We start from the raw sequence: 19,705 nt of genomic DNA on the forward strand, positions 1-19,705 counted from the left end.
ATGAAAATCGGCATTATGAACATGAAGATCAGGACGGTTCTTTCGGCCCTAAGCTGCTTGATCGCTGCAAGCCTTGCAGCGACCATGCCTGCGCGCGCCGTGGTGGAAATCAACATCAATCAGGGTGTGGTCGAGCCGTTGCCGATCGCAATCACCGATTTCCTTTCGGCAGACCAGCTTGGAGCAAACATCACATCGGTGATCGGTGCCGATCTTGAACGCTCCGGCCTTTTCGCCCCCATCGACAAGGGTGCTTTCATTGAAAAGATTTCCAACCCCGACGCTTCACCGCGTTTCGAGGACTGGAAGGTCATCAATGCGCAGGCGCTTGTCACGGGGCGGATCACGCAGCAGCCCGACGGCAGGCTCAAGGCGGAGTTCCGTCTGTGGGACACGTTTGGCGGCCAGCAGATGATCGGCCAGCAGTTTTTTACCACGCCGGACAATTGGCGGCGTGTCGCCCATATCATCGCCGATGCCATCTATGAACGTCTGACCGGCGAAAAAGGCTATTTCGATACGCGCGTCGTCTTCGTCGATGAATCCGGCCCTGCGCAAAAGCGCGTGAAGCGTCTGGCCATCATGGATCAGGACGGCGCCAATGTGCGCTATCTGTCGGACGGCCGCGATATGGCGCTGACGCCGCGTTTCTCCCCGAGCCGTCAGGAAGTGACCTATATGTCCTTTGCGGGTGGCCAGCCGCGTGTTTACCTGCTTCAGCTTGAAACGGGCCAGCGCGAGCTTGTCGGCAATTTCCCCGGAATGACGATTGCGCCGCGCTTCTCGCCGGATGGGCAGAAGGTCGCCATGAGCCTGCTTCAGGACGACGGCAGCGCCAATATTTATACGATGGACCTGCGCAACCGGACCACGACACGGCTGACAAGCAGTCAGGCCATCGATACCAGCGCGTCTTATTCGCCCGATGGTTCGCAAATCGTGTTCTCGTCGGATCGCGGTGGTCGGCCACAGCTTTATGTCATGGGTGCGGACGGCTCCAACCCGCGCCGGATCTCGTTTGGCGACGGCAGCTATAATACGCCGGTATGGTCGCCGCGCGGCGATCTGATCGCCTTCACCAAGCAGTCGCAGGGGCAGTTCTCCATCGGCGTCATGAAGACGGACGGTTCGGGCGAACGCCTGCTGACTTCGGGCTTCCACAATGAAGGCCCGACATGGGCGCCCAATGGCCGGGTGCTGATGTTCTTCCGCAAGGCAGCGGGGGCTGGCGGGCCGAAGCTTTTCACGATCGATCTGACCGGGCGCAACGAACGCCAGATCCAGACGCCGAACTTCGCATCGGACCCGGCCTGGTCGCCGCTTCTCGAATAGCAGGCAGGCAGATGGGAATAAAGAAGGCGCGGAAACAGCATTCCGCGCCTTTATTTTCGAATATCCGCCGCAATTGTATCTTTGAGGCCGTGTTTCTGCCGCATTTAACCATCAGGGCTACGCATACTATTGCTGCCGGAAAGAAACCGGCACGCATCTGGCCGCAAGAAAACGTTAACCATACTTCTTGAGCCTGTTTTAACCTCGATATGATTATTGGTTGGTTACGCAGGAACATCAAATCTTAAGGAGCTCCGGCCCATGCGCCGTTTCCAGTCGATCGCACGTAGCCCTATCGCTATTGCCATTTTCATGTCGCTCGCCGTTGCTGGCTGCGCGTCCAAGAAGAACCTCCCGAACAATGCCGGTGATCTTGGCCTTGCCGGTGCCGCGACGCCCGGCTCCGCGCAGGATTTCACCGTGAATGTCGGCGACCGCATCCTGTTTGATCTCGACTCGTCGCTGATCCGCGCCGATGCGCAGCAGATATTGAGCAAGCAGGCGCAATGGCTGCAGCGTTATCCGCAATATTCGATCACCGTTGAAGGCCATGCCGACGAGCGCGGCACCCGCGAGTACAACCTCGCTCTGGGTCAGCGCCGTGCAGCCGCAGCGCGCGATTTCCTCGCAGCCCGCGGCGTGCCGACCAGCCGCATGCGCACCGTCTCTTATGGCAATGAACGCCCGGTCGCCGTTTGCGACAGCGATTCCTGCTGGTCGCAGAATCGCCGCGCCGTTACCGTTCTTAATGGTGCCGGCAGCTGATAGATGCGGTGATGCATCGATGTTACGAAAAGCGGCCTTAGGGCCGCTTTTTGCATTTGAGGGGCAGAGTTTTGCGGTTTGGACAAATTTTGGCCGAAGTCGGCTGTGTCATAGAGAAAACAGCTTTGCTTTTCATGTTTGCTTTTTGAGATTTTTTCTGAAAGCTCACAAGAGCCGCGCAATTGGCCTGTTCAGAGATGGTTCAGGTGCGGTATTCGATAGCTATCCATCATGGCCTGTTAATTGCGAAGGAAAAATGGGGCAAAAGGAATGAGGAATTCAATGAGGAAAGTGACACTGGCGCTCGCCATGCTGCCGCTTTTGGCGAGTGCGCCGGCTTTCGCCGCAGCACCTGTCGGCGAGGCCGGGCCGGTTGCGAAGCCGGTTCAGACGGCTTTTGCCGATGGCCTGTTGTCAGGCTGGGGCAACAAGCGCGCGAGCGCCACGCGAAACGAAAATATGCAGCTGGCGCAGGCAGGTGATCCGCGCGTCGGTGAGCTTCAGGAACAGCTTCGCCAGCTTTCGGGCAAGGTGGAAGAATTGAACTTCCAGATCTTGCAGTTGCAGGATCAGTTGCGCAAGACGCAGGAAGACAATGAATTCCGCTTTCAGGAGCTGGAAAAGAACAAGCGTTCGGATGCCGGCAGCAGCAGCAGACATGCCGATGCCAGCGCGGCTTCCCCTGCAACCAACGAGGCATCGCAAGATGCCTCGTCTGGCCGCGATCATGCCCCGGCGCAAAATGCAGGCAGCGCCGATTCCATGGCTATTGGTTCGGAAGCTTCACAGGATGCCCCCGTGCGCGGCCAGCCGCCGCAAACCCTCGGTTCCATCCGCTTCGATACCAATGGCAATGTAATCGGCGAGACACTCGATGCCGCTCCGCAATCTTCGGGGCAGGGGGCGGGGCCGTCTGCGGAAGGCAGCGACACATTGGCGTCGCTGCCCAATGACGATAATCCCAATTCGCTATACCAGGCGGCTTATCAATATTTGATGTCCGGCGATTACAAGGCGGCGGAAACCGGTTTTCGCGAGCATGTCAAACGCTATCCCGCCGATCCCACGACGGCAGAGGCGCGCTACTGGCTTGGAGAATCGCTTTTCGGGCAGGGCCGCTTCCCAGAAGCCGCAACGGTCTTCATCGATACGCAGCGCGATTATCCCGATTCCAGACGAGCGCCTGAAAACATGTTCAAGCTGGGCCTGACGCTGGAGAGAATGGATAATCGTGACGTTGCCTGCGCGACCTTCAAGCAGATCCCTGAGCGTTACCCCGAGGCGGCACCTGCCATTCTCAAGCGTGTTGCGGATGAGCGCAGCCGGATCAAGTGCTGATAGCGGAGACGTCAGTGGGGCTTTCCCCGAACGATATTTTTGCGCCTTTCGAGCTTGAGCGCGCGCGGGGGATCGTTGCTGCGGTTTCCGGCGGCAGCGATTCGCTGGCGCTGCTGTTCCTGCTGAAAGATTATCTTGCCACGCTGGACAATCCGCCGCGCCTGCGTGCCGTGACCATCGATCACCGGTTGCGCGAAGAATCGCGGCAGGAAGCCGAAGATGTCGGCGCGCTCTGCCGGGCGCATAATATCGAGCATCGTATCCTTGCGTGGAATGAACCCAAGCCTGCCAGCGGCCTTGCCGCCGCCGCACGCTCTGCACGTTATCGGCTTCTGGTGCAGGCGGCGCAGGAAGCGGGGGCGGATTATATCGCGACCGGGCATACGCAGGATGACCAGATCGAAACATTCCTGATGCGCAAGGAACGCAGCAGCCATGTGGAGGCGCGGGGATTGGCGGCGATGGCCGCGCGCTCCCGGCTGGAAAATTCGGTCGAGCTGATTCGTCCCCTTCTTGGCGTGCCGCGCCAGCGCCTGCGCAAAGATCTGATCGCCAGGGGCGTGGCCTGGGTCGATGATCCAAGCAATGTGAACGCAGATTATGAAAGACCCCGCATCCGGCTGACGAGTGCTGCCGAAGCCGATGCCGTTCGGATTCTGGAGCAGATCGCGCTGGCAGGGGCTGCGCGCAAGCGGGATAATGCCGTTCTGGTCGCAGCACTCGCTCATCCGGGATGCCTCGCGTTTGATCCCTGCGGCTCCATTTTGCTCGATGCCGATATTTATGCAGCTCTTGCGGAAAACCCGCGCCGGTTGCTCTCGGGACTGCTTGCTTCCCTTGCCGGGGGACGGCGCTTTCTCCCCGGAGATGCCGAGCGCTCGCGCATTGAAAGAGTTCTTTGCGGGCAGGAAGAAAGCGGGCGGTTGACGGTGTTCGGTGCATTGATCGAGCGGGGTAAGAACGGCTCGCCGCATCGCTTCCGCCGTGAAAGGCGTAATCTGCCAGCCATGCGCCTTGAACGGGGCAAGGAAATTGTCTGGGACGGGCGCTTTCATCTGACCAATCGTGGCGGGCCTGCATTCGATGTGGGCGCTCCCGGCAGGCAGGAACTGGCGGATTTCACCGAGGCCCGGGGACTGGTTTTCGATGCTGGCCAGCGCGAAGCCCTGATGGTTCTTCCGGCACTTTATCGCGAAGGCAGGATTGTGCATCTGCTTGCGCTCGCTGCGCCGAATCTGCCGGCCAAAACCTGTGAAGGAATCCATGTCGAAAGGCATTTCGCGCTCTTTGATCATGTGTTGCCGGGCTATGATTTCGGGCTGGCTGGCGCGGTGGAAAGCTGCCTTGGCCGTAAATGTCCTAATTTTTGTAAACCAGACTGACAAGAATCGCTGGTTAGGAGGGCTGTGCGCCTTGGCAAGGCCGTGCTTCGATCCTATGTTAGAACGAAATATCGTCCCGCGCTCGCGGGGTGAGAGTGGTATCGATTGGACCCGTTATGAATCCGAACTATCGCAACTTCGCCCTGTGGGCGATCATTGCCCTTCTGCTGATCGCGTTGTTCAACCTGTTCCAGAGCCCTGGCCAGCGCGCGAATTCTCGTGAAATCTCCTATTCCCAGTTTATTGATGACGTGTCCAATGGCCGCGTGAAGTCGGTTACGATCATGGGAGAACGGATCAACGGAACCTTTGCCGATAATGGCTCCGCCTTCCAGACCTATTCTCCGGGCGATACCGGGCTTGTCGCCCGGCTGGAGGAAAAGGATGTGGCGATCACCGCACGTCCTGAAAGCGACGGATCGAGCTCATTGCTGGGCATTCTGCTGTCATGGCTGCCGATGATCCTCATTCTGGGTGTATGGATTTTCTTCATGCGCCAGATGCAGGGTGGTTCGCGCGGCGCGATGGGGTTCGGAAAATCGAAAGCCAAGCTGCTGACGGAGGCCCATGGCCGCGTGACTTTCCAGGATGTCGCGGGCGTCGAGGAAGCCAAGCAGGATCTGGAGGAAATCGTCGAATTCCTGCGCGATCCGCAGAAATTCCAGCGCCTTGGCGGCAAGATTCCGCGCGGTGTCCTGCTCGTCGGCCCTCCCGGAACCGGTAAGACGCTGCTGGCGCGTTCGGTCGCAGGCGAAGCCAATGTTCCGTTCTTCACCATTTCCGGTTCGGATTTCGTGGAAATGTTCGTCGGTGTCGGCGCAAGCCGCGTGCGCGATATGTTCGAGCAAGCCAAGAAAAACGCGCCCTGCATCATCTTCATCGACGAAATCGACGCGGTCGGACGCCATCGTGGCGCGGGTCTCGGCGGCGGCAATGACGAGCGCGAGCAGACGCTCAACCAGTTGCTCGTCGAAATGGACGGTTTTGAAGCCAATGAATCGATCATCCTGATCGCTGCGACCAACCGCCCCGACGTTCTCGATCCGGCATTGCTGCGTCCAGGCCGCTTCGACCGTCAGGTGGTGGTGCCGAACCCGGATATTGTCGGTCGCGAGCAGATTCTCAAAGTGCATGTGCGCAACGTGCCGCTTGCACCCAATGTCGACCTCAAGGTCGTGGCGCGCGGAACGCCGGGCTTTTCGGGTGCGGATCTTGCCAACCTCGTCAATGAGGCAGCCCTCATGGCCGCTCGTCGCAACAAGCGTGTCGTGACCATGCAGGAATTCGAAGACGCCAAGGACAAGATCATGATGGGCGCCGAACGGCGTTCGGCCATGACGCCCGAGGAAAAGGCCAATACGGCCTATCATGAAGCAGGTCATGCCATCGTGGCGCTGAATGTTCCGCAGGCTGATCCGGTGCACAAGGCGACCATTATTCCGCGTGGCCGTGCGTTGGGCATGGTGATGCAGCTGCCTGAAGGCGATCGCTATTCGGCGACCTATACGTGGATGGTTTCGCGCCTCGCCATCATGATGGGCGGTCGCGTCGCCGAAGAACTGAAATTCGGCAAGGAAAACATCACTTCCGGCGCTTCGTCCGATATTCAGCAGGCAACCAAGCTGGCACGCGCCATGGTGACCCAATGGGGTTATTCGGACAAGCTCGGTCGTGTGGCCTATGGTGAAAATCAGGAAGAAGTCTTCCTCGGCCATTCGGTCGCCAGAACGCAGAATGTTTCGGAAGAAACCGCGCAGATCATCGATGGCGAAGTGCGTCGCCTGATCGATGAAGCCTATGCCGAAGCGACGCGTATCCTGACCACCAAGAAAGACGACTGGATCGCGCTGGCGGAAGGTCTGCTCGAATATGAAACGCTGAGCGGCGATGAGATCAAGGAACTGCTTGCAGGCAACAAGCCTTCGCGCGAGGGCGGCGATACGCCATCGCGCGGTTCGGGTGTGCCCAAGGCGGGTACTCCGCGCAAACGCAAAGGCGATGAACCGGGCGGTGAGCCAGGCATGGAACCCAATCCACAGCCCCAGTAATTGCGCCTGTAACCGACATCAAAAGCCGGGCAATCGCCCGGCTTTTTCATTCCTTGAAACTTTATAATCAAATAAAAACAGGCACATAGGCTGAAAACACTTGGTTAAGGATTTCAGCGCATCCTGTTGTGATGAATTGCTCGCAACGTTCAGATGCGAAATCCGTTTAGGTCGTTGGAAAAGCGAAATTGCAACGCAGAGGGTTTATGCGCTAATAACGCAGATAATACCCGCCGGGATCGGACTCCGGCCAGCTATTGCTGTCTCGTTTTTAAAGTGGCAGATAGCCCTATGGCTCAACGCAAGGCTAAGATTATGACACGGAAATATTTCGGAACCGACGGTATTCGCGGTCAGGCAAACAGTTTTCCAATGACGCCGGAAATCGCCATGAAGGTCGGCATGGCGGTCGGCCATATTTTTCGTGGCAATGGGCAGGCTTCCCGCGTGGTGATCGGCAAGGATACGCGGCGTTCGGGCTATATGCTGGAAAACGCGCTGGTGGCAGGCTTTACTGCGGCGGGCATGGATGTCTTTCTGCTTGGCCCGATTCCGACCCCTGCCGTCGCCATGCTGTGCCGCTCCTTGCGCGCGGATATAGGGGTTATGATTTCCGCATCGCATAATCCCTTCTATGACAATGGCATCAAGCTTTTTGGCCCGGACGGCTACAAGCTTTCGGACGAAATCGAGCTTCAGATCGAAAGCCTCATCGATAGCGACCTTTCACAGCATCTGGCCAGCCATGGCAATGTGGGCAAGGCCAAGCGCGTCGATGGCGATATTTATCGCTATATTGAATTTGCCAAGCGCACCTTGCCGCGCAATATTTCACTCGAAGGCCTGCGCGTCGTGGTCGATTGCGCCAATGGCGCGGGCTACAAGGTTGCGCCCGCAGCGCTATGGGAAATGGGCGCAGAAGTCATCACCATCAATGATGAGCCAAATGGCCTCAATATCAATGAGGATTGCGGCTCCACGCACCCGATTGGTCTGATGAAAAAGGTGCATGAGGTGCGCGCCGATGTCGGTATCGCACTGGATGGCGATGCAGATCGCGTGCTTCTGGTCGATGAAACCGGAACGGTGATCGATGGCGATCAGCTTATGGCGGTGATCGCTGAATCATGGGCCAATACGGATCGGCTTCAGGGCGGCGGCATTGTCGCCACGATCATGTCCAATCTCGGACTGGAGCGTTTCCTGAATGAGCGCAATCTGACGCTCGCCCGGACGAAAGTGGGCGACCGCTATGTCGTCGAGCATATGCGCCAGCATGGTTTCAATGTCGGCGGGGAACAGTCGGGCCATATCGTCCTGTCGGATTTTGCAACGACCGGCGACGGCCTGATCTCGGCCTTGCAGATTCTTGCGGTCGCGCAGGAAGAAAACAAGCCCTTGAGCGAGCTTTGCCACAAATTCGAGCCGGTGCCGCAACTGCTCAAAAATGTCCGCACCACGGGCGGGCGGTCGCTTGAAAGCAAGCAGGTGAAAAGCGCCATCGACGAAGCGCGCGAACGTCTGGGCGTGCAGGGCCGTCTGGTCATCCGCCCATCGGGAACCGAACCGCTCATTCGTGTCATGGCTGAAGGGGATGACCGCAGCCTGATCGAGAAGGTGGTGAATGATATTGTCGGCGCGATCTCTTCGGAGAACACGGCGGCCTGAGTGGATTTTGATCGGGACGGAACCAATGGCGCGGCATGTCCGCGCCATTTTCATAGGTGGGGGCGGTCTGCGCCGAGAGATAGATTTTCAATGCATGGAAGAATCGTAAAGAAACAAGGTTAATCGCTACTTAACTTTTCACTCGTAAATTGCCCTCGAATACGCGTTTGCGGCGCGAATGACGATTCGATAGGCAGATATGAACGCTTTTGTGAAAATTTTTTATGCCGGGCTTGCGGCGTTGTTTCTGCCGCTTGTAGCCGTGCCGGGCGGGCTGGCGGAAGACCTTGCCGAGGCGGTGCCTGAAATTGTCATTGCTTCACCGAGTGTTGGCGGCTGGTATCTGCGCGGCGATCTTGGCTATTCGTGGAGCAAGTTCAAAAAAGCCGATTACAGCACGGATAATAGCGGGGCCGGCGCGTCAGGATTCAATGACAGGTTCTATGGCGATCTGAAAGGCTCCTTCCTGATTGGCGGCGGTGCCGGTTATCAGGTGGCGGATTATTTCCGCACCGATTTCACGCTCGATTACATGACGCGCGCCCGATTTGAAGCAAGTTGCGGCGGCGATACCGGTTGCGGCATGGAGGGGAGCGGACATCTTTCCGCGCTGTCGGTTCTGGCCAATGCTTATGTGGATCTTGGTAATTTTGCCGGTTTCACCCCCTATATCGGTGCGGGTCTTGGCGGCACGCATATCAAATGGGCTGACCTGCATCATAATGCCGGGACGCTGGAAGGGGCTGCAAACTGGCGTTTCACCTATGCCCTGATGGCTGGCGCATCGGTCGATCTGACGCATAATCTCAAGCTCGATGCGGGCTATCGCTATCGTCATGTCAATGGCGGCAAGATGTTCGAAGGTAATTCCGCGTTGGGCGACGGCCATGACAAGGGCATGGGTATTCACGATATTCGTATCGGCCTGCGCTATATGTTCGACCGTTAAACCTGCCTGCAAATTCAAACCGGACAGCCCGATTTTGCGGCTCTTTGTATTTTATGGCTCATTTTGAGCTATAATTGCGACATTTATCAGCAAAAACATGCCTTTTATGTTTTGAAAAGTTTCAGACTGGCATAGAAGCGCCCTGAGACCTGCACTGCCTTGGAATTTTGAAGGCGGTTTCCTCCGCAGGCTGAAAGGAAAAGAAATGAAAGCAATTGCCGCTTTTTCAGATTTTGTCGGACGCACATTTGCCGTCTGGGTCATCATTTTCGCCGTGCTTGGCTTTGTACTGCCGTCGACGTTCAGTATTTTCGCGCCGTGGATCGTGGTGTTGCTCGGCATCATCATGTTCGGCATGGGGCTTACGATCTCCACCAAGGATTTCGCCGAAGTGGCCAGACGCCCGTTCGACGTCGCCATTGGCGTTTTCGCGCAATTCCTCATCATGCCGCTGCTGGCGGTGCTGCTCACGCGGGTCATCCCGATGTCGCCGGAAGTTGCGGCAGGCGTGATCCTTGTGGGTTGCTGCCCCGGCGGTACGGCCAGCAATGTCATGACATATCTGAGCAAGGGCGATGTGGCGCTCAGCGTTGCCTGCACCAGCGTGACCACCCTGCTTGCGCCGATCGTAACGCCATTTCTGGTGTGGATGTTTGCCAGCCAGTATCTGCCGGTCGATGCCATGAGCATGTTCCTGAGCATTGTGAAGGTCATTCTGGTGCCGCTGGCCCTCGGTGTCATATTGCAGAAGCTGGCGCCGGGGCTGGTGAAAGCCGCCGTGCCGATGCTGCCGCTGGTATCCGTCATCGGTATCGTGTTGATCGTTGCGGCCGTGGTCGCAGTCAACAAGGCGGCTATCGCACAATCCGGCCTGCTGATTTTCGCGGTCGTCGTGCTGCATAACGGCTTCGGATTGCTGCTCGGCTATTTCGCGGCCCGTTTCGCGGGGCTGTCGCTTGCCAAACGCAAGGCAATCAGCATTGAAGTCGGAATGCAGAATAGCGGTCTGGGCGCCGCGCTGGCTCAAGCGCATTTTTCGCCTTTGGCAGCGGTGCCGAGTGCTGTTTTCAGCGTCTGGCACAATATTTCCGGGGCGCTTGTCGCAAGCTATTTTGCCCGCAAGGAAGATGACCAGCCCGAGACCAGCACTGTAACGCAATAAAGATACTACCCCGCCCGGTTCGTCCGGGCGGGTTTTGGCAAAATAATCCTGAAAAGCGCTATTGTTAAAATTGTGGTTTCCGGTATTTTCATCAGCGGGCCACGCCTCCCCAACGAGGCGCGTGCTATCTGAGAGGATAGGAAACATCATGACGACGATTGCGAAGCCGGCAGTTCGCCCGGCTAACCCTAATTTTTCATCTGGTCCCTGTGCAAAACGTCCCGGCTGGTCGCTTGAAGCGCTTGCCGACGCACCGCTTGGCCGTTCGCATCGCGCGAAAATCGGCAAGAACAAGCTCAAGGAAGCCATCGACCTTACCCGCGAAATTCTCGGCGTTCCGGCTGATTACCGCATCGGCATCGTACCGGCATCGGATACGGGCGCTGTCGAAATGGCGCTGTGGTCGCTTTTGGGCGAACGCGGCGTGGATATGGTCGCCTGGGAAAGCTTTGGCGCAGGCTGGGTCACGGATGTGGTCAAGCAGCTCAAGCTTGAAGATGTGCGCACTTTCGAGGCGCCCTATGGCGAGATCGTCGATTTCGCCAAAGTCGATTTCGACCGCGATGTCGTCTTCACCTGGAACGGCACCACATCGGGCGTGCGGGTTCCCAATGCCGATTTCATTCCGGCGGTCCGTGAGGGCCTGACGATCTGCGACGCCACTTCGGCAGCTTTCGCGCAACGGCTCGATTTCGCCAAGCTCGATGTCGTCACCTTCTCCTGGCAGAAGGTGCTGGGCGGCGAAGGCGCCCATGGCATCCTGATCCTCAGCCCGCGTGCTGTCGAGCGTCTGGAAAGCTACAAGCCCGCCTGGCCGCTGCCGAAAATCTTCCGCATGACCAAGGGCGGCAAGCTCATAGAAGGCATTTTCACCGGTGAAACCATCAATACGCCGTCCATGCTTTGCGTCGAAGACTATCTCGATGCACTAAGCTGGGCCCGTTCGCTGGGTGGCCTTGATGCACTGGTTGCGCGTGCGGATGCAAATTTTGCAGTCCTCGATACCTTTATCGAAAAGACGCCGTGGATCGCCAATCTGGCGGTGGATCCGAAAACGCGTTCCAACACGTCGGTCTGCCTGACCATCGTCGATCCGGAAGTGGCAGCGCTTGCTCCCGATCAGCAGGCGGCTTTCGCCAAGGGCATCGTGTCGGTTCTCGACAAGGAAGGTGTGGCCTATGACATCGGCGCATATCGCGACGCGCCGTCGGGCCTGCGCATCTGGGCCGGGGCAACGGTTGAAGCATCCGATCTGGAAGCGTTGACCGCATGGCTCGACTGGGCTTTTGTGACGCAGAAAGCCACACTCAAGGCCGCTGCCTGATCCGGCATTTATGCATGAAGCCGTGATTGCGTTGGGGCGATCACGGTCTGCATTCTCCTTATTGAGATATCTATTTGATGGAGGCCATTATGGCACCTCGCGTTCTCGTATCCGACAAATTGTCGCCGACCGCCGTTCAGATTTTCAAGGATCGCGGCGTTGAAGTCGATTATCTTCCCGATCTTGGCAAGGACAAGGAAAAGCTGCTTGAAGTCATTGGCCAATATGACGGTCTGGCTATTCGCTCTGCTACAAAAGTCACTGAAAAGCTGATTGCGGCTGCAAAGAACCTCAAGGTTGTAGGCCGCGCCGGTATCGGCGTCGATAATGTCGATATTCCGGCGGCTTCGCGCCGCGGTATCATCGTCATGAATACGCCGTTCGGCAATTCGATCACCACTGCCGAACACGCGATTGCGCTGATGTTTGCCGTTGCACGCCAGCTTCCGGAGGCGGATATTTCCACGCGCAACGGCAAGTGGGAAAAGAACCGCTTCATGGGCGTCGAGATCACCGGCAAGACGCTCGGCATTATCGGCTGCGGCAATATTGGCGCAGTGGTGGCGACGCGCGCCATCGGGCTGAAAATGCATGTGGTCGCTTTCGATCCTTTCCTTTCGGAAGGCCGCGCGCAGGAATTGGGCGTGGAGAAGGTCGAACTGGATGAGCTTCTGGCTCGTGCCGACTTCATTACGCTGCATACGCCGCTGACCGACAAGACGCGCGGCATTATCAATGCGCAAGCTCTTGCCAGGACCAAAAAAGGCGTTCGCATCATCAATTGCGCGCGTGGCGGCCTGATCGTCGAAAAGGATCTGGTCGAGGCGCTTAAATCGGGTCATGTCGCGGGTGCCGGTATCGACGTGTTTGAAACGGAGCCTGCAACCGAGAACGAGCTTTTTGCGCTGCCCAATGTCGTTTGCACGCCGCATCTTGGCGCATCGACTTCCGAAGCACAGGAAAATGTTGCGCTTCAGGTGGCCGAACAAATGTCGGATTATCTGGTGAAGGGCGCGGTCACCAATGCGATCAACATGCCTTCGATCACGGCGGAGGAAGCGCCGCGCCTCAAGCCATTCGTGAAGCTTGCCGAAGTGCTCGGCGCCTTTGTCGGGCAGGTGACGGACGAGCCTATTCAGGAAGTGGAAGTGCTGTTCGACGGTTCGACGGCTGGCATGAATACGCGCGCGCTGGTCAGTGCTGCATTGGCGGGGCTTATCCGCCCACAAGTCGCCGATGTGAACATGGTTTCCGCGCCGATCATGGTGAAAGAGCGCGGTATTATCGTCTCTGAAGTCAAGCGCGACAAGTCGGGCATTTTCGACGGCTATATCAAGCTTTCGGTCAAGACGACGAAACGCGAGCGGGCCGTTGCCGGCACCTGTTTTTCGGACGGCAAGGCGCGTTTCATCCAGATCAAGGGCATCAATCTGGACGCAGAAGTCGGCCCGAACATGCTCTATGTGACCAATGTCGACATTCCGGGCATGATCGGCCTGCTTGGCACCATCTGCGGCAAGCATAATATCAATATCGCCAATTTCGCTCTGGGACGTAACCATCCGGGCGGCGATGCGATTGCCATGCTCTATGTCGATGAGAAGGTCCCGCAAGCGGCCCTCGATGAGCTGACGGCGCAGGAAGCCATCCGGGCAGCACGGCCGCTGGAGTTCAATATCGAGGAAGCCTGAACACTATGGCAGAAGAAACCGGACAGCCGCAATGGCGACATATGCGCAAGCAGGACATCGCGCCTGTAACGATCATTGCCAATATTGTTCATTCCGATTTCTTTGAGGATGAGGCGGTCTTCCGGGACCGCTTCACGCTTTATCCGGGCGGTTGTTTCGTTCTGGCGCAGGATGATGAAATCATCGGCTATGCAATAAGCCATCCCTGGATGCTCGATACGGTGCCAGCGCTCAATTGTGTTCTTGGCGCATTGCCGCAGGATGCTAGCACCTATTATATCCACGACATTGCGCTTTTGCCGCAGGCGCGCTCGGGCGGGCAAGCTTCGCGCGGGATCGATCTGATCGCCGCTCAGGCCGAACATGACGGTTTTGCCACCATGGCGCTGGTTGCCGTCAACGGCTCGCAGGGGTTCTGGGAGAAAAAAGGCTTCATTGCGCGCGATCTGCCGGAACTGGCAGAAAAGCTCAGAACCTATTCAGAGGATGCGCTCTATATGGTGCGCGCGGGATGAAATTTTTCGGGTTAATTGCATGTTTAGCGCATGAAAGAGTCGCACAAGCAGGATTCAATCTGTATAGAGACGAGGGATCAGCACCCCGCTTCCTGATGACGGGCTGCTTGCGATCCTTTGGTTAGTTAAAGCGGCGGAATGCCGGACCGAGGAGTTTTCTCAATGGCGAATGTGGTTGTCGTCGGGTCGCAATGGGGCGACGAAGGCAAGGGAAAGATCGTGGACTGGCTGTCCGAGCGCGCGGATGTGATCGTGCGCTATCAGGGCGGCCATAATGCGGGTCATACGCTTGTCATCGATGGTGTCAGCTACAAGCTTTCGCTGCTGCCTTCCGGCCTCGTGCGTGGAAAGCTGAGCGTGATCGGCAATGGTGTCGTCGTCGATCCGCATCATTTCGTGGCGGAAATCGAGAAACTGCGCGGACAAGGCGTCGAGATCACGCCCGATGTGCTGCGCGTCGCCGAAAATGCGCCATTGATTCTCTCTCTGCATCGCGAACTCGATGCCATGCGCGAAGGCTCCACGAGCGGTCTCAAGATCGGCACGACCAAGCGCGGCATCGGCCCGGCTTACGAAGACAAGGTGGGTCGCCGCGCCATTCGCGTGATCGACCTGACGGAACCCGACACTCTTGCGCCGAAAGTCGAGCGCCTGCTGACCCATCACAATCTGCTGCGGCGCGGCATGGGTCTTGAGGAAATCGCGGTTGAAACGATTCTCGAAGAGCTGACTTCGGTTGCCGACCAGATTCTGCCCTATATCGATCAGGTCTGGCGGGTTCTCGACGAACGCCGCAAGGCGGGCGACCGTATCCTGTTTGAAGGCGCGCAAGGCGCGTTGCTCGACAATGACCACGGCACCTATCCGTTCGTCACCTCATCGAATACGGTTGCCGGTCAGGCTGCTGCGGGTTCCGGTCTTGGCCCGACGGCCATCGGCTATGTGCTCGGCATCACCAAAGCCTATACCACCCGCGTGGGCGAGGGTCCGTTCCCGACCGAGCTTGATGACGAGATCGGCGAATTCCTCGGCACCAAGGGCCATGAGTTCGGCGTGGTAACGGGCCGCAAGCGTCGCTGCGGCTGGTTTGATGCCGTGATCGTGCGTCAGACCGTTCGCACCTCCGGGATTACCGGCATTGCACTGACCAAGCTTGACGTTCTCGACGGGCTGGACGAGATCAAGATTTGCGTAGCCTATGAACTCGACGGCAAGCGCATCGACTATCTGCCGTCTTCCATGGGCGCACAGGCACGCGTCAAGCCGATCTATGAAACGCTTCCCGGCTGGTCTGAAACGACCGCAGGCGCGCGTTCGTGGAACGATCTGCCGGCGCAGGCCGTCAAATATGTCCGTCATATCGAAGAACTGATCGGTGCGCCGGTGGCCATGCTTTCGACCAGTCCGGAGCGCGACGATACTATTCTTGTAACCGATCCGTTCCAGGATTGATGCAGTTTAAAATATACGGCTGGCAAGGCCCGCCAGCCGTATATGGGGCCGTCTCATTTTGTCGATCTGTCTGAAAGGCTTCACTTAATCATGGCCTCGGGCTTTGCTTTCCCTTGATTATTGTGATTATTGAGGCATTTATTGCATCTCGTACTCGCGGAAACTGGGTAAGGCGGCATGGCAGATTTTGTAGCAGTTCTGAAAAAGACGATCGACGCGCAGGCTGATAAATCGCCTGAACTGCGCCAGCGCGTCTATGCGAAGGCGCGGGCGACGATCGAGCAAAAGCTTGTAACGGCAAATGCCTCGCAGGCAGTCGCCATGCGGCAGCGCAAACTTCTCGAAGATGCCATTGAAGAGGTCGAAGCCTCTTATGCACCGCCGCCCCCGGTGGTCGAAGAGCCTGTGGATGATCCGCTCGAAGATTTTCTGCAAGAGACGAGCCATATTTCGCAGTCCTATTCCCGCAGCCGGAATGAAGAAGCCGCAGCCGAGCCGCCCGTCGCATCACCGGATAAGAATGATGTGCGGGAAAACGGCACGCCTTCGGCTTCTGCCCGTCAGGATGACGAATGGGCGGTGGAACGTGAGCATGAAGGCAGGGCGGAGAACGGGTTTTCGCACCGTGCCGAATATGCCGATTCCGATGTTTCGGATGAAAAACGCTCTTACAAGGGGCTGATCGCCGCGCTTGTAGGCGTCCTGCTGCTTGGTGGCATCGGCTATGGCGTCTGGGCCAACAAGGATGAATTGCAGGAATTTGCGTCGAGCATCGGGCGCAGCGATGCGCCTGAGAGCGGTGCGGAGACGCAGACTGGCGCAGAAACGCCAGCTTCGGAACCGGCAACGGGCACAGAGGAAACGCCGCAGGCACCCGATGCGGAGCAGAAGCTGACGCAGCGTCTTATGCCGGATGGCAGCGAGGTCGATGAAGGGCCGGCCGATGGTGCCGCCCAAATAGGCGAGGGCACGTCGACGACGGCGTCGACGCCAAACGCGGGACAGACAAACAGCGAAAACCAGTCGCAAGCCGGACAGGCGATAGCCGTCGGGCAGCAGGCGCTTCTTTATGAAGAACGCGGCGGCACGGAAAGCGGCTCGGTCGAACGGGGTAATGTCGTCTGGTCGGTGATCGAGGAAAGCCCCAATGAGGGTGAACCGACCGAGCCTGCGATTCGCGGCAATATCACTATGCCCGACAGCAAGCTCGAGCTGAAACTGACGATTCGCAAGAATTCGGACCAGTCCATTCCCGCCAGCCACCTGATTGAAATGGTCTTTACCGTGCCGGAAGGTTTTCCGGGCGGCGTGATCGATAATGTGCAGCGCATTACATTCAAGGACACGGAACAGGCGGCGGGCAATCCGCTTATTGCCGTGCCTTCCAAGATTGCGGATAATTTCTTTATCATCTGGCTCAATGATGCGCGCACGGCACAGGACACCAATCTTTCCTTGATGCGGCGCCTGCAATGGATCGATATTCCGGTTTCCTACCGCAATGGCCGCCGCGCCTTGATCAGTCTTGAAAAGGGCATTCCGGGCGAGAAAGTCTTTAATGACGTTCTGGGTGCAAGCTAAAGCATGTCGCCCGAAAGTGGGAACCGGTTTCGGGATAAGGACATGCGTTAAAACAACAACTTAAAGCGTAGGGAGCGAATCTGAAAGATCGCGACCCAGAGCATTTCCAGCAAAAGTGTGAAACAGTTTTGCGTCCGGATAATGCGTGAAAACAAATAGATAGAGCGGTTCCTGTTTAGACAGAGACAGAATCCTCGGAACAACTTCAAATCTTTGTTTTTATCGCATATCCGACAAAAAGGCCGCGCGTAGCGGCCTTTTTTAAGAACAGCAGATTGTTGCAGATCAGGCGTGAGCCTCAATAGGCGTGAGTGCCTTTTGCTGCTTGAGCGCCGCAGCCTGAACGGCGGCCTGGACCTTCTCGAAAGCCCGCACTTCGATCTGGCGCACACGCTCGCGGCTGATGCCGAATTCGCCGGAAAGGTCTTCCAGCGTTATCGGATCTTCGGACAGGCGCCGCGCCCGGAAAATGCGCCGTTCGCGATCATTGAGCGTATCCATTGCCTGTTCCAGCATGGAGCGGCGGTTTTCCAGCTCGTCCTGCTCGATGAGCGTCTGTTCCTGACTGTCGCTATCGTCAACGAGCCAGTCCTGCCACTCACCGGATTCGCCTTCACTCGCACGCAAGGGCGCGTTGAGAGAGGCATCGCCCGAAAGGCGGCGGTTCATGGAGACGACTTCATCCTCGCTGACCTGAAGCTTGGTCGCAATCTGCTTGACCTGATCAGGATTGAGGTCGCCGTCATCCAGCGCCTGAATCTTGCTTTTCATCTTGCGCAGATTGAAGAACAGCCGCTTTTGGTTTGCGGTCGTACCCATCTTCACAAGGCTCCATGAACGCAGGATATATTCCTGAATCGAAGCCTTGATCCACCACATGGCATAGGTGGCAAGACGGAAGCCGCGTTCCGGCTCAAAACGCTTGACGGCTTGCATCAGGCCGACATTGCCTTCGGAAATCACCTCGCCGATCGGCAGGCCGTAACCGCGATAACCCATGGCAATCTTTGCGACGAGGCGAAGATGGCTCGTCACCAGCTTATGCGCGGCCTTGGGATCGCTATGTTCGTGATAACGCTTCGCCAGCATATATTCTTCCTGCGGCTGAAGCATGGGAAAGCGGCGGATTTCTTCCAGATAACGTGTGAGTCCACCGTCACCTGTCGTAACGCTTGGGAGATTCATCTGGGCCATAAAGCACCCTCCTTCTAAAGATCAGGTTCCCATCTGGCGAACCCGTCGCGCCGACTGCCTCCTGCACTTCAGGCGCGAATATCCATATATAAGCATCATTTTGGCGAAAACACGATGCTTTAACTCATGAAACAAACCGTCACTATAATGTGAACGCGGCGTGAGCCGCAGATTTTGCTGAAAACGGGGGATCGACTATCAATCCGATGCAATATTTAGACGATCCCATGCGGTTTCGGAGCCGCTATTATTTACAGTCTTATATAGAGTAGTTGCGAAAATTTTCCAGCAGATGCTCCATATCTTCGGGTATTGCCGCCTCAAAGCGCATGACTTCATCCGTCGCCGGATGCGTAAAAGCCAACAGCCAGGCATGCAGCGCCTGGCGATGAAATCCGCGCACTGCCTCTTGTAGCGGCGCGGGCAACTTGTTGGCCTTTGTCTTGTAAGCGCTGCCATAATCCATGTCGCCGACAAGCGGATGGCCGATATGGGCCATATGGACACGAATCTGATGGGTGCGGCCTGTTTCAAGGCGGCATTCGACCAGAGAGGCGAGGGCTGTGGCGTCGTCGCGCGGTCCGAATTTCTCCAGCGTCGTATAATGGGTAATGGCATGGCGCGCATCGTCGCGTTCTTCATGCACGACGGCCTGCTTGGTGCGATCGCGATGCGAGCGTCCCAGAGGGGCATCGATCGTGCCCTGCGGGCGTTCGGTCATCCCCCAGACAAGCGCCAGATAAGCGCGCTCCAGATTGCCGGTGCGGCCATGATCGGCGAATTGTTCGCTCAGGTGACGGTGCGCACGGTCATTCTTGGCGACGACCAGAACGCCGCTGGTGTCCTTGTCGAGGCGATGAACAATGCCGGGACGCCTTATTCCGCCGATTCCCGACAAGCTATCGCCACAATGATGTATGAGGGCATTGACCAGCGTTCCAGTCCAGTTTCCATTGCCGGGATGAACCACAAGTCCTGCGGGCTTGTTGATCACGATGAGATCATCATCCTCGTAAAGAATGTCGAGGGGTATGTTCTCGCCTTGCGGCTCGGCAGGCTCAGGTTCAGGCAGCACAACGGCAATTCTCATGCCTTCGCGCAGCTTTTGCTTGGCTTCACGGGCCGGTGCGCCATCGAGGGTCACATGACCTTCAGCAATCAGGGACTGAACGCGGCTGCGCGAGAGTTCCGGCCCCAATGCTGCGGCCAGCCACTGGTCCAGACGCTTGCCTGCGGCATCGGTGTCGGTAATTAGCTCTTTCAATCGTGTCTTCCCTTCGCTATCACGCGCAACGCGGCGCATG

15 protein-coding genes and 1 pseudogene are annotated in these 19,705 nt (G+C 57.4%); 14 read left to right on the forward strand and 2 right to left on the reverse strand.

Going from position 1 to position 19,705, the window contains the following annotated elements; translation table 11 throughout:
• The 14 genes and pseudogenes from tolB to DKP76_RS15490 all read left to right on the forward strand — a co-directional run bounded on the left by tolB (position 1) and on the right by DKP76_RS15490 (position 17,207).
• Complete coding sequence (tolB, locus tag DKP76_RS15430; RefSeq protein WP_109707688.1) at positions 1 to 1,332, forward strand: Tol-Pal system beta propeller repeat protein TolB; 1,332 nt, start codon at positions 1 to 3, stop codon at positions 1,330 to 1,332.
• A 261-nt stretch (positions 1,333 to 1,593) separates the two neighbouring features.
• Complete coding sequence (pal, locus tag DKP76_RS15435) at positions 1,594 to 2,097, forward strand: peptidoglycan-associated lipoprotein Pal (protein ID WP_109707689.1); 504 nt, start codon at positions 1,594 to 1,596, stop codon at positions 2,095 to 2,097.
• Positions 2,098 to 2,116: 19 nt separating this feature from the next.
• A complete protein-coding gene (locus tag DKP76_RS19060) occupies positions 2,117 to 2,371 on the forward strand; it encodes a hypothetical protein (protein ID WP_146198935.1) in 255 nt (84 codons plus the stop codon).
• Positions 2,372 to 2,631: 260 nt separating this feature from the next.
• Positions 2,632 to 3,435 (forward strand): annotated as a pseudogene (gene ybgF / locus DKP76_RS15440) (tol-pal system protein YbgF); the annotation flags it as partial.
• Between the two features lie 14 nt (positions 3,436 to 3,449).
• Positions 3,450 to 4,817 carry a tRNA lysidine(34) synthetase TilS gene (gene tilS, locus DKP76_RS15445; protein ID WP_109707691.1) on the forward strand — a complete coding sequence of 456 codons (1,368 nt, stop codon included), beginning with the start codon at positions 3,450 to 3,452 and terminating at the stop codon, positions 4,815 to 4,817.
• A gap of 116 nt (positions 4,818 to 4,933) precedes the next feature.
• The gene (ftsH, locus tag DKP76_RS15450; RefSeq protein WP_109707692.1) at positions 4,934 to 6,865 is read left to right on the forward strand and encodes an ATP-dependent zinc metalloprotease FtsH; all 1,932 of its coding nucleotides are present in this window, start codon (positions 4,934 to 4,936) and stop codon (positions 6,863 to 6,865) included.
• A 315-nt stretch (positions 6,866 to 7,180) separates the two neighbouring features.
• Positions 7,181 to 8,533: a phosphoglucosamine mutase gene (glmM, locus tag DKP76_RS15455; protein WP_199224822.1), complete on the forward strand. Its 1,353-nt coding sequence runs from the start codon at positions 7,181 to 7,183 to the stop codon at positions 8,531 to 8,533.
• A gap of 199 nt (positions 8,534 to 8,732) precedes the next feature.
• Complete coding sequence (locus DKP76_RS15460; protein ID WP_109707694.1) at positions 8,733 to 9,482, forward strand: outer membrane protein; 750 nt, start codon at positions 8,733 to 8,735, stop codon at positions 9,480 to 9,482.
• A 205-nt stretch (positions 9,483 to 9,687) separates the two neighbouring features.
• Positions 9,688 to 10,644, forward strand: a complete 957-nt coding sequence (locus DKP76_RS15465) for a bile acid:sodium symporter family protein (protein ID WP_109707695.1) — start codon at positions 9,688 to 9,690, stop codon at positions 10,642 to 10,644.
• A 148-nt stretch (positions 10,645 to 10,792) separates the two neighbouring features.
• A complete protein-coding gene (locus DKP76_RS15470) occupies positions 10,793 to 11,968 on the forward strand; it encodes a phosphoserine transaminase (protein WP_109707696.1) in 1,176 nt (391 codons plus the stop codon).
• A gap of 89 nt (positions 11,969 to 12,057) precedes the next feature.
• Positions 12,058 to 13,659 (forward strand): phosphoglycerate dehydrogenase, encoded by a 1,602-nt coding sequence (serA, locus tag DKP76_RS15475; protein WP_109707740.1) that lies wholly within the window; start codon positions 12,058 to 12,060, stop codon positions 13,657 to 13,659.
• A gap of 5 nt (positions 13,660 to 13,664) precedes the next feature.
• A complete protein-coding gene (locus DKP76_RS15480) occupies positions 13,665 to 14,174 on the forward strand; it encodes a GNAT family N-acetyltransferase (RefSeq protein ID WP_109707697.1) in 510 nt (169 codons plus the stop codon).
• A 162-nt stretch (positions 14,175 to 14,336) separates the two neighbouring features.
• Positions 14,337 to 15,626 (forward strand): adenylosuccinate synthase, encoded by a 1,290-nt coding sequence (locus DKP76_RS15485; protein WP_109707698.1) that lies wholly within the window; start codon positions 14,337 to 14,339, stop codon positions 15,624 to 15,626.
• Between the two features lie 177 nt (positions 15,627 to 15,803).
• Positions 15,804 to 17,207, forward strand: a complete 1,404-nt coding sequence (locus tag DKP76_RS15490) for a transcriptional regulator (protein WP_109707699.1) — start codon at positions 15,804 to 15,806, stop codon at positions 17,205 to 17,207.
• Between the two features lie 285 nt (positions 17,208 to 17,492).
• Here the strand turns inward: DKP76_RS15490 and rpoH are convergent, their stop codons facing one another.
• The gene (rpoH, locus tag DKP76_RS15495; RefSeq protein WP_109707700.1) at positions 17,493 to 18,401 is read right to left on the reverse strand and encodes an RNA polymerase sigma factor RpoH; all 909 of its coding nucleotides are present in this window, start codon (positions 18,399 to 18,401) and stop codon (positions 17,493 to 17,495) included.
• Between the two features lie 259 nt (positions 18,402 to 18,660).
• Positions 18,661 to 19,704, reverse strand: a complete 1,044-nt coding sequence (locus DKP76_RS15500; RefSeq protein WP_109707701.1) for an RluA family pseudouridine synthase — start codon at positions 19,702 to 19,704, stop codon at positions 18,661 to 18,663.
• Between the last annotated feature and the right edge of the window lies 1 nt (position 19,705).

Source organism: Falsochrobactrum shanghaiense, from assembly GCF_003149535.1.
GTDB lineage: Bacteria > Pseudomonadota > Alphaproteobacteria > Rhizobiales > Rhizobiaceae > Brucella > Brucella shanghaiense.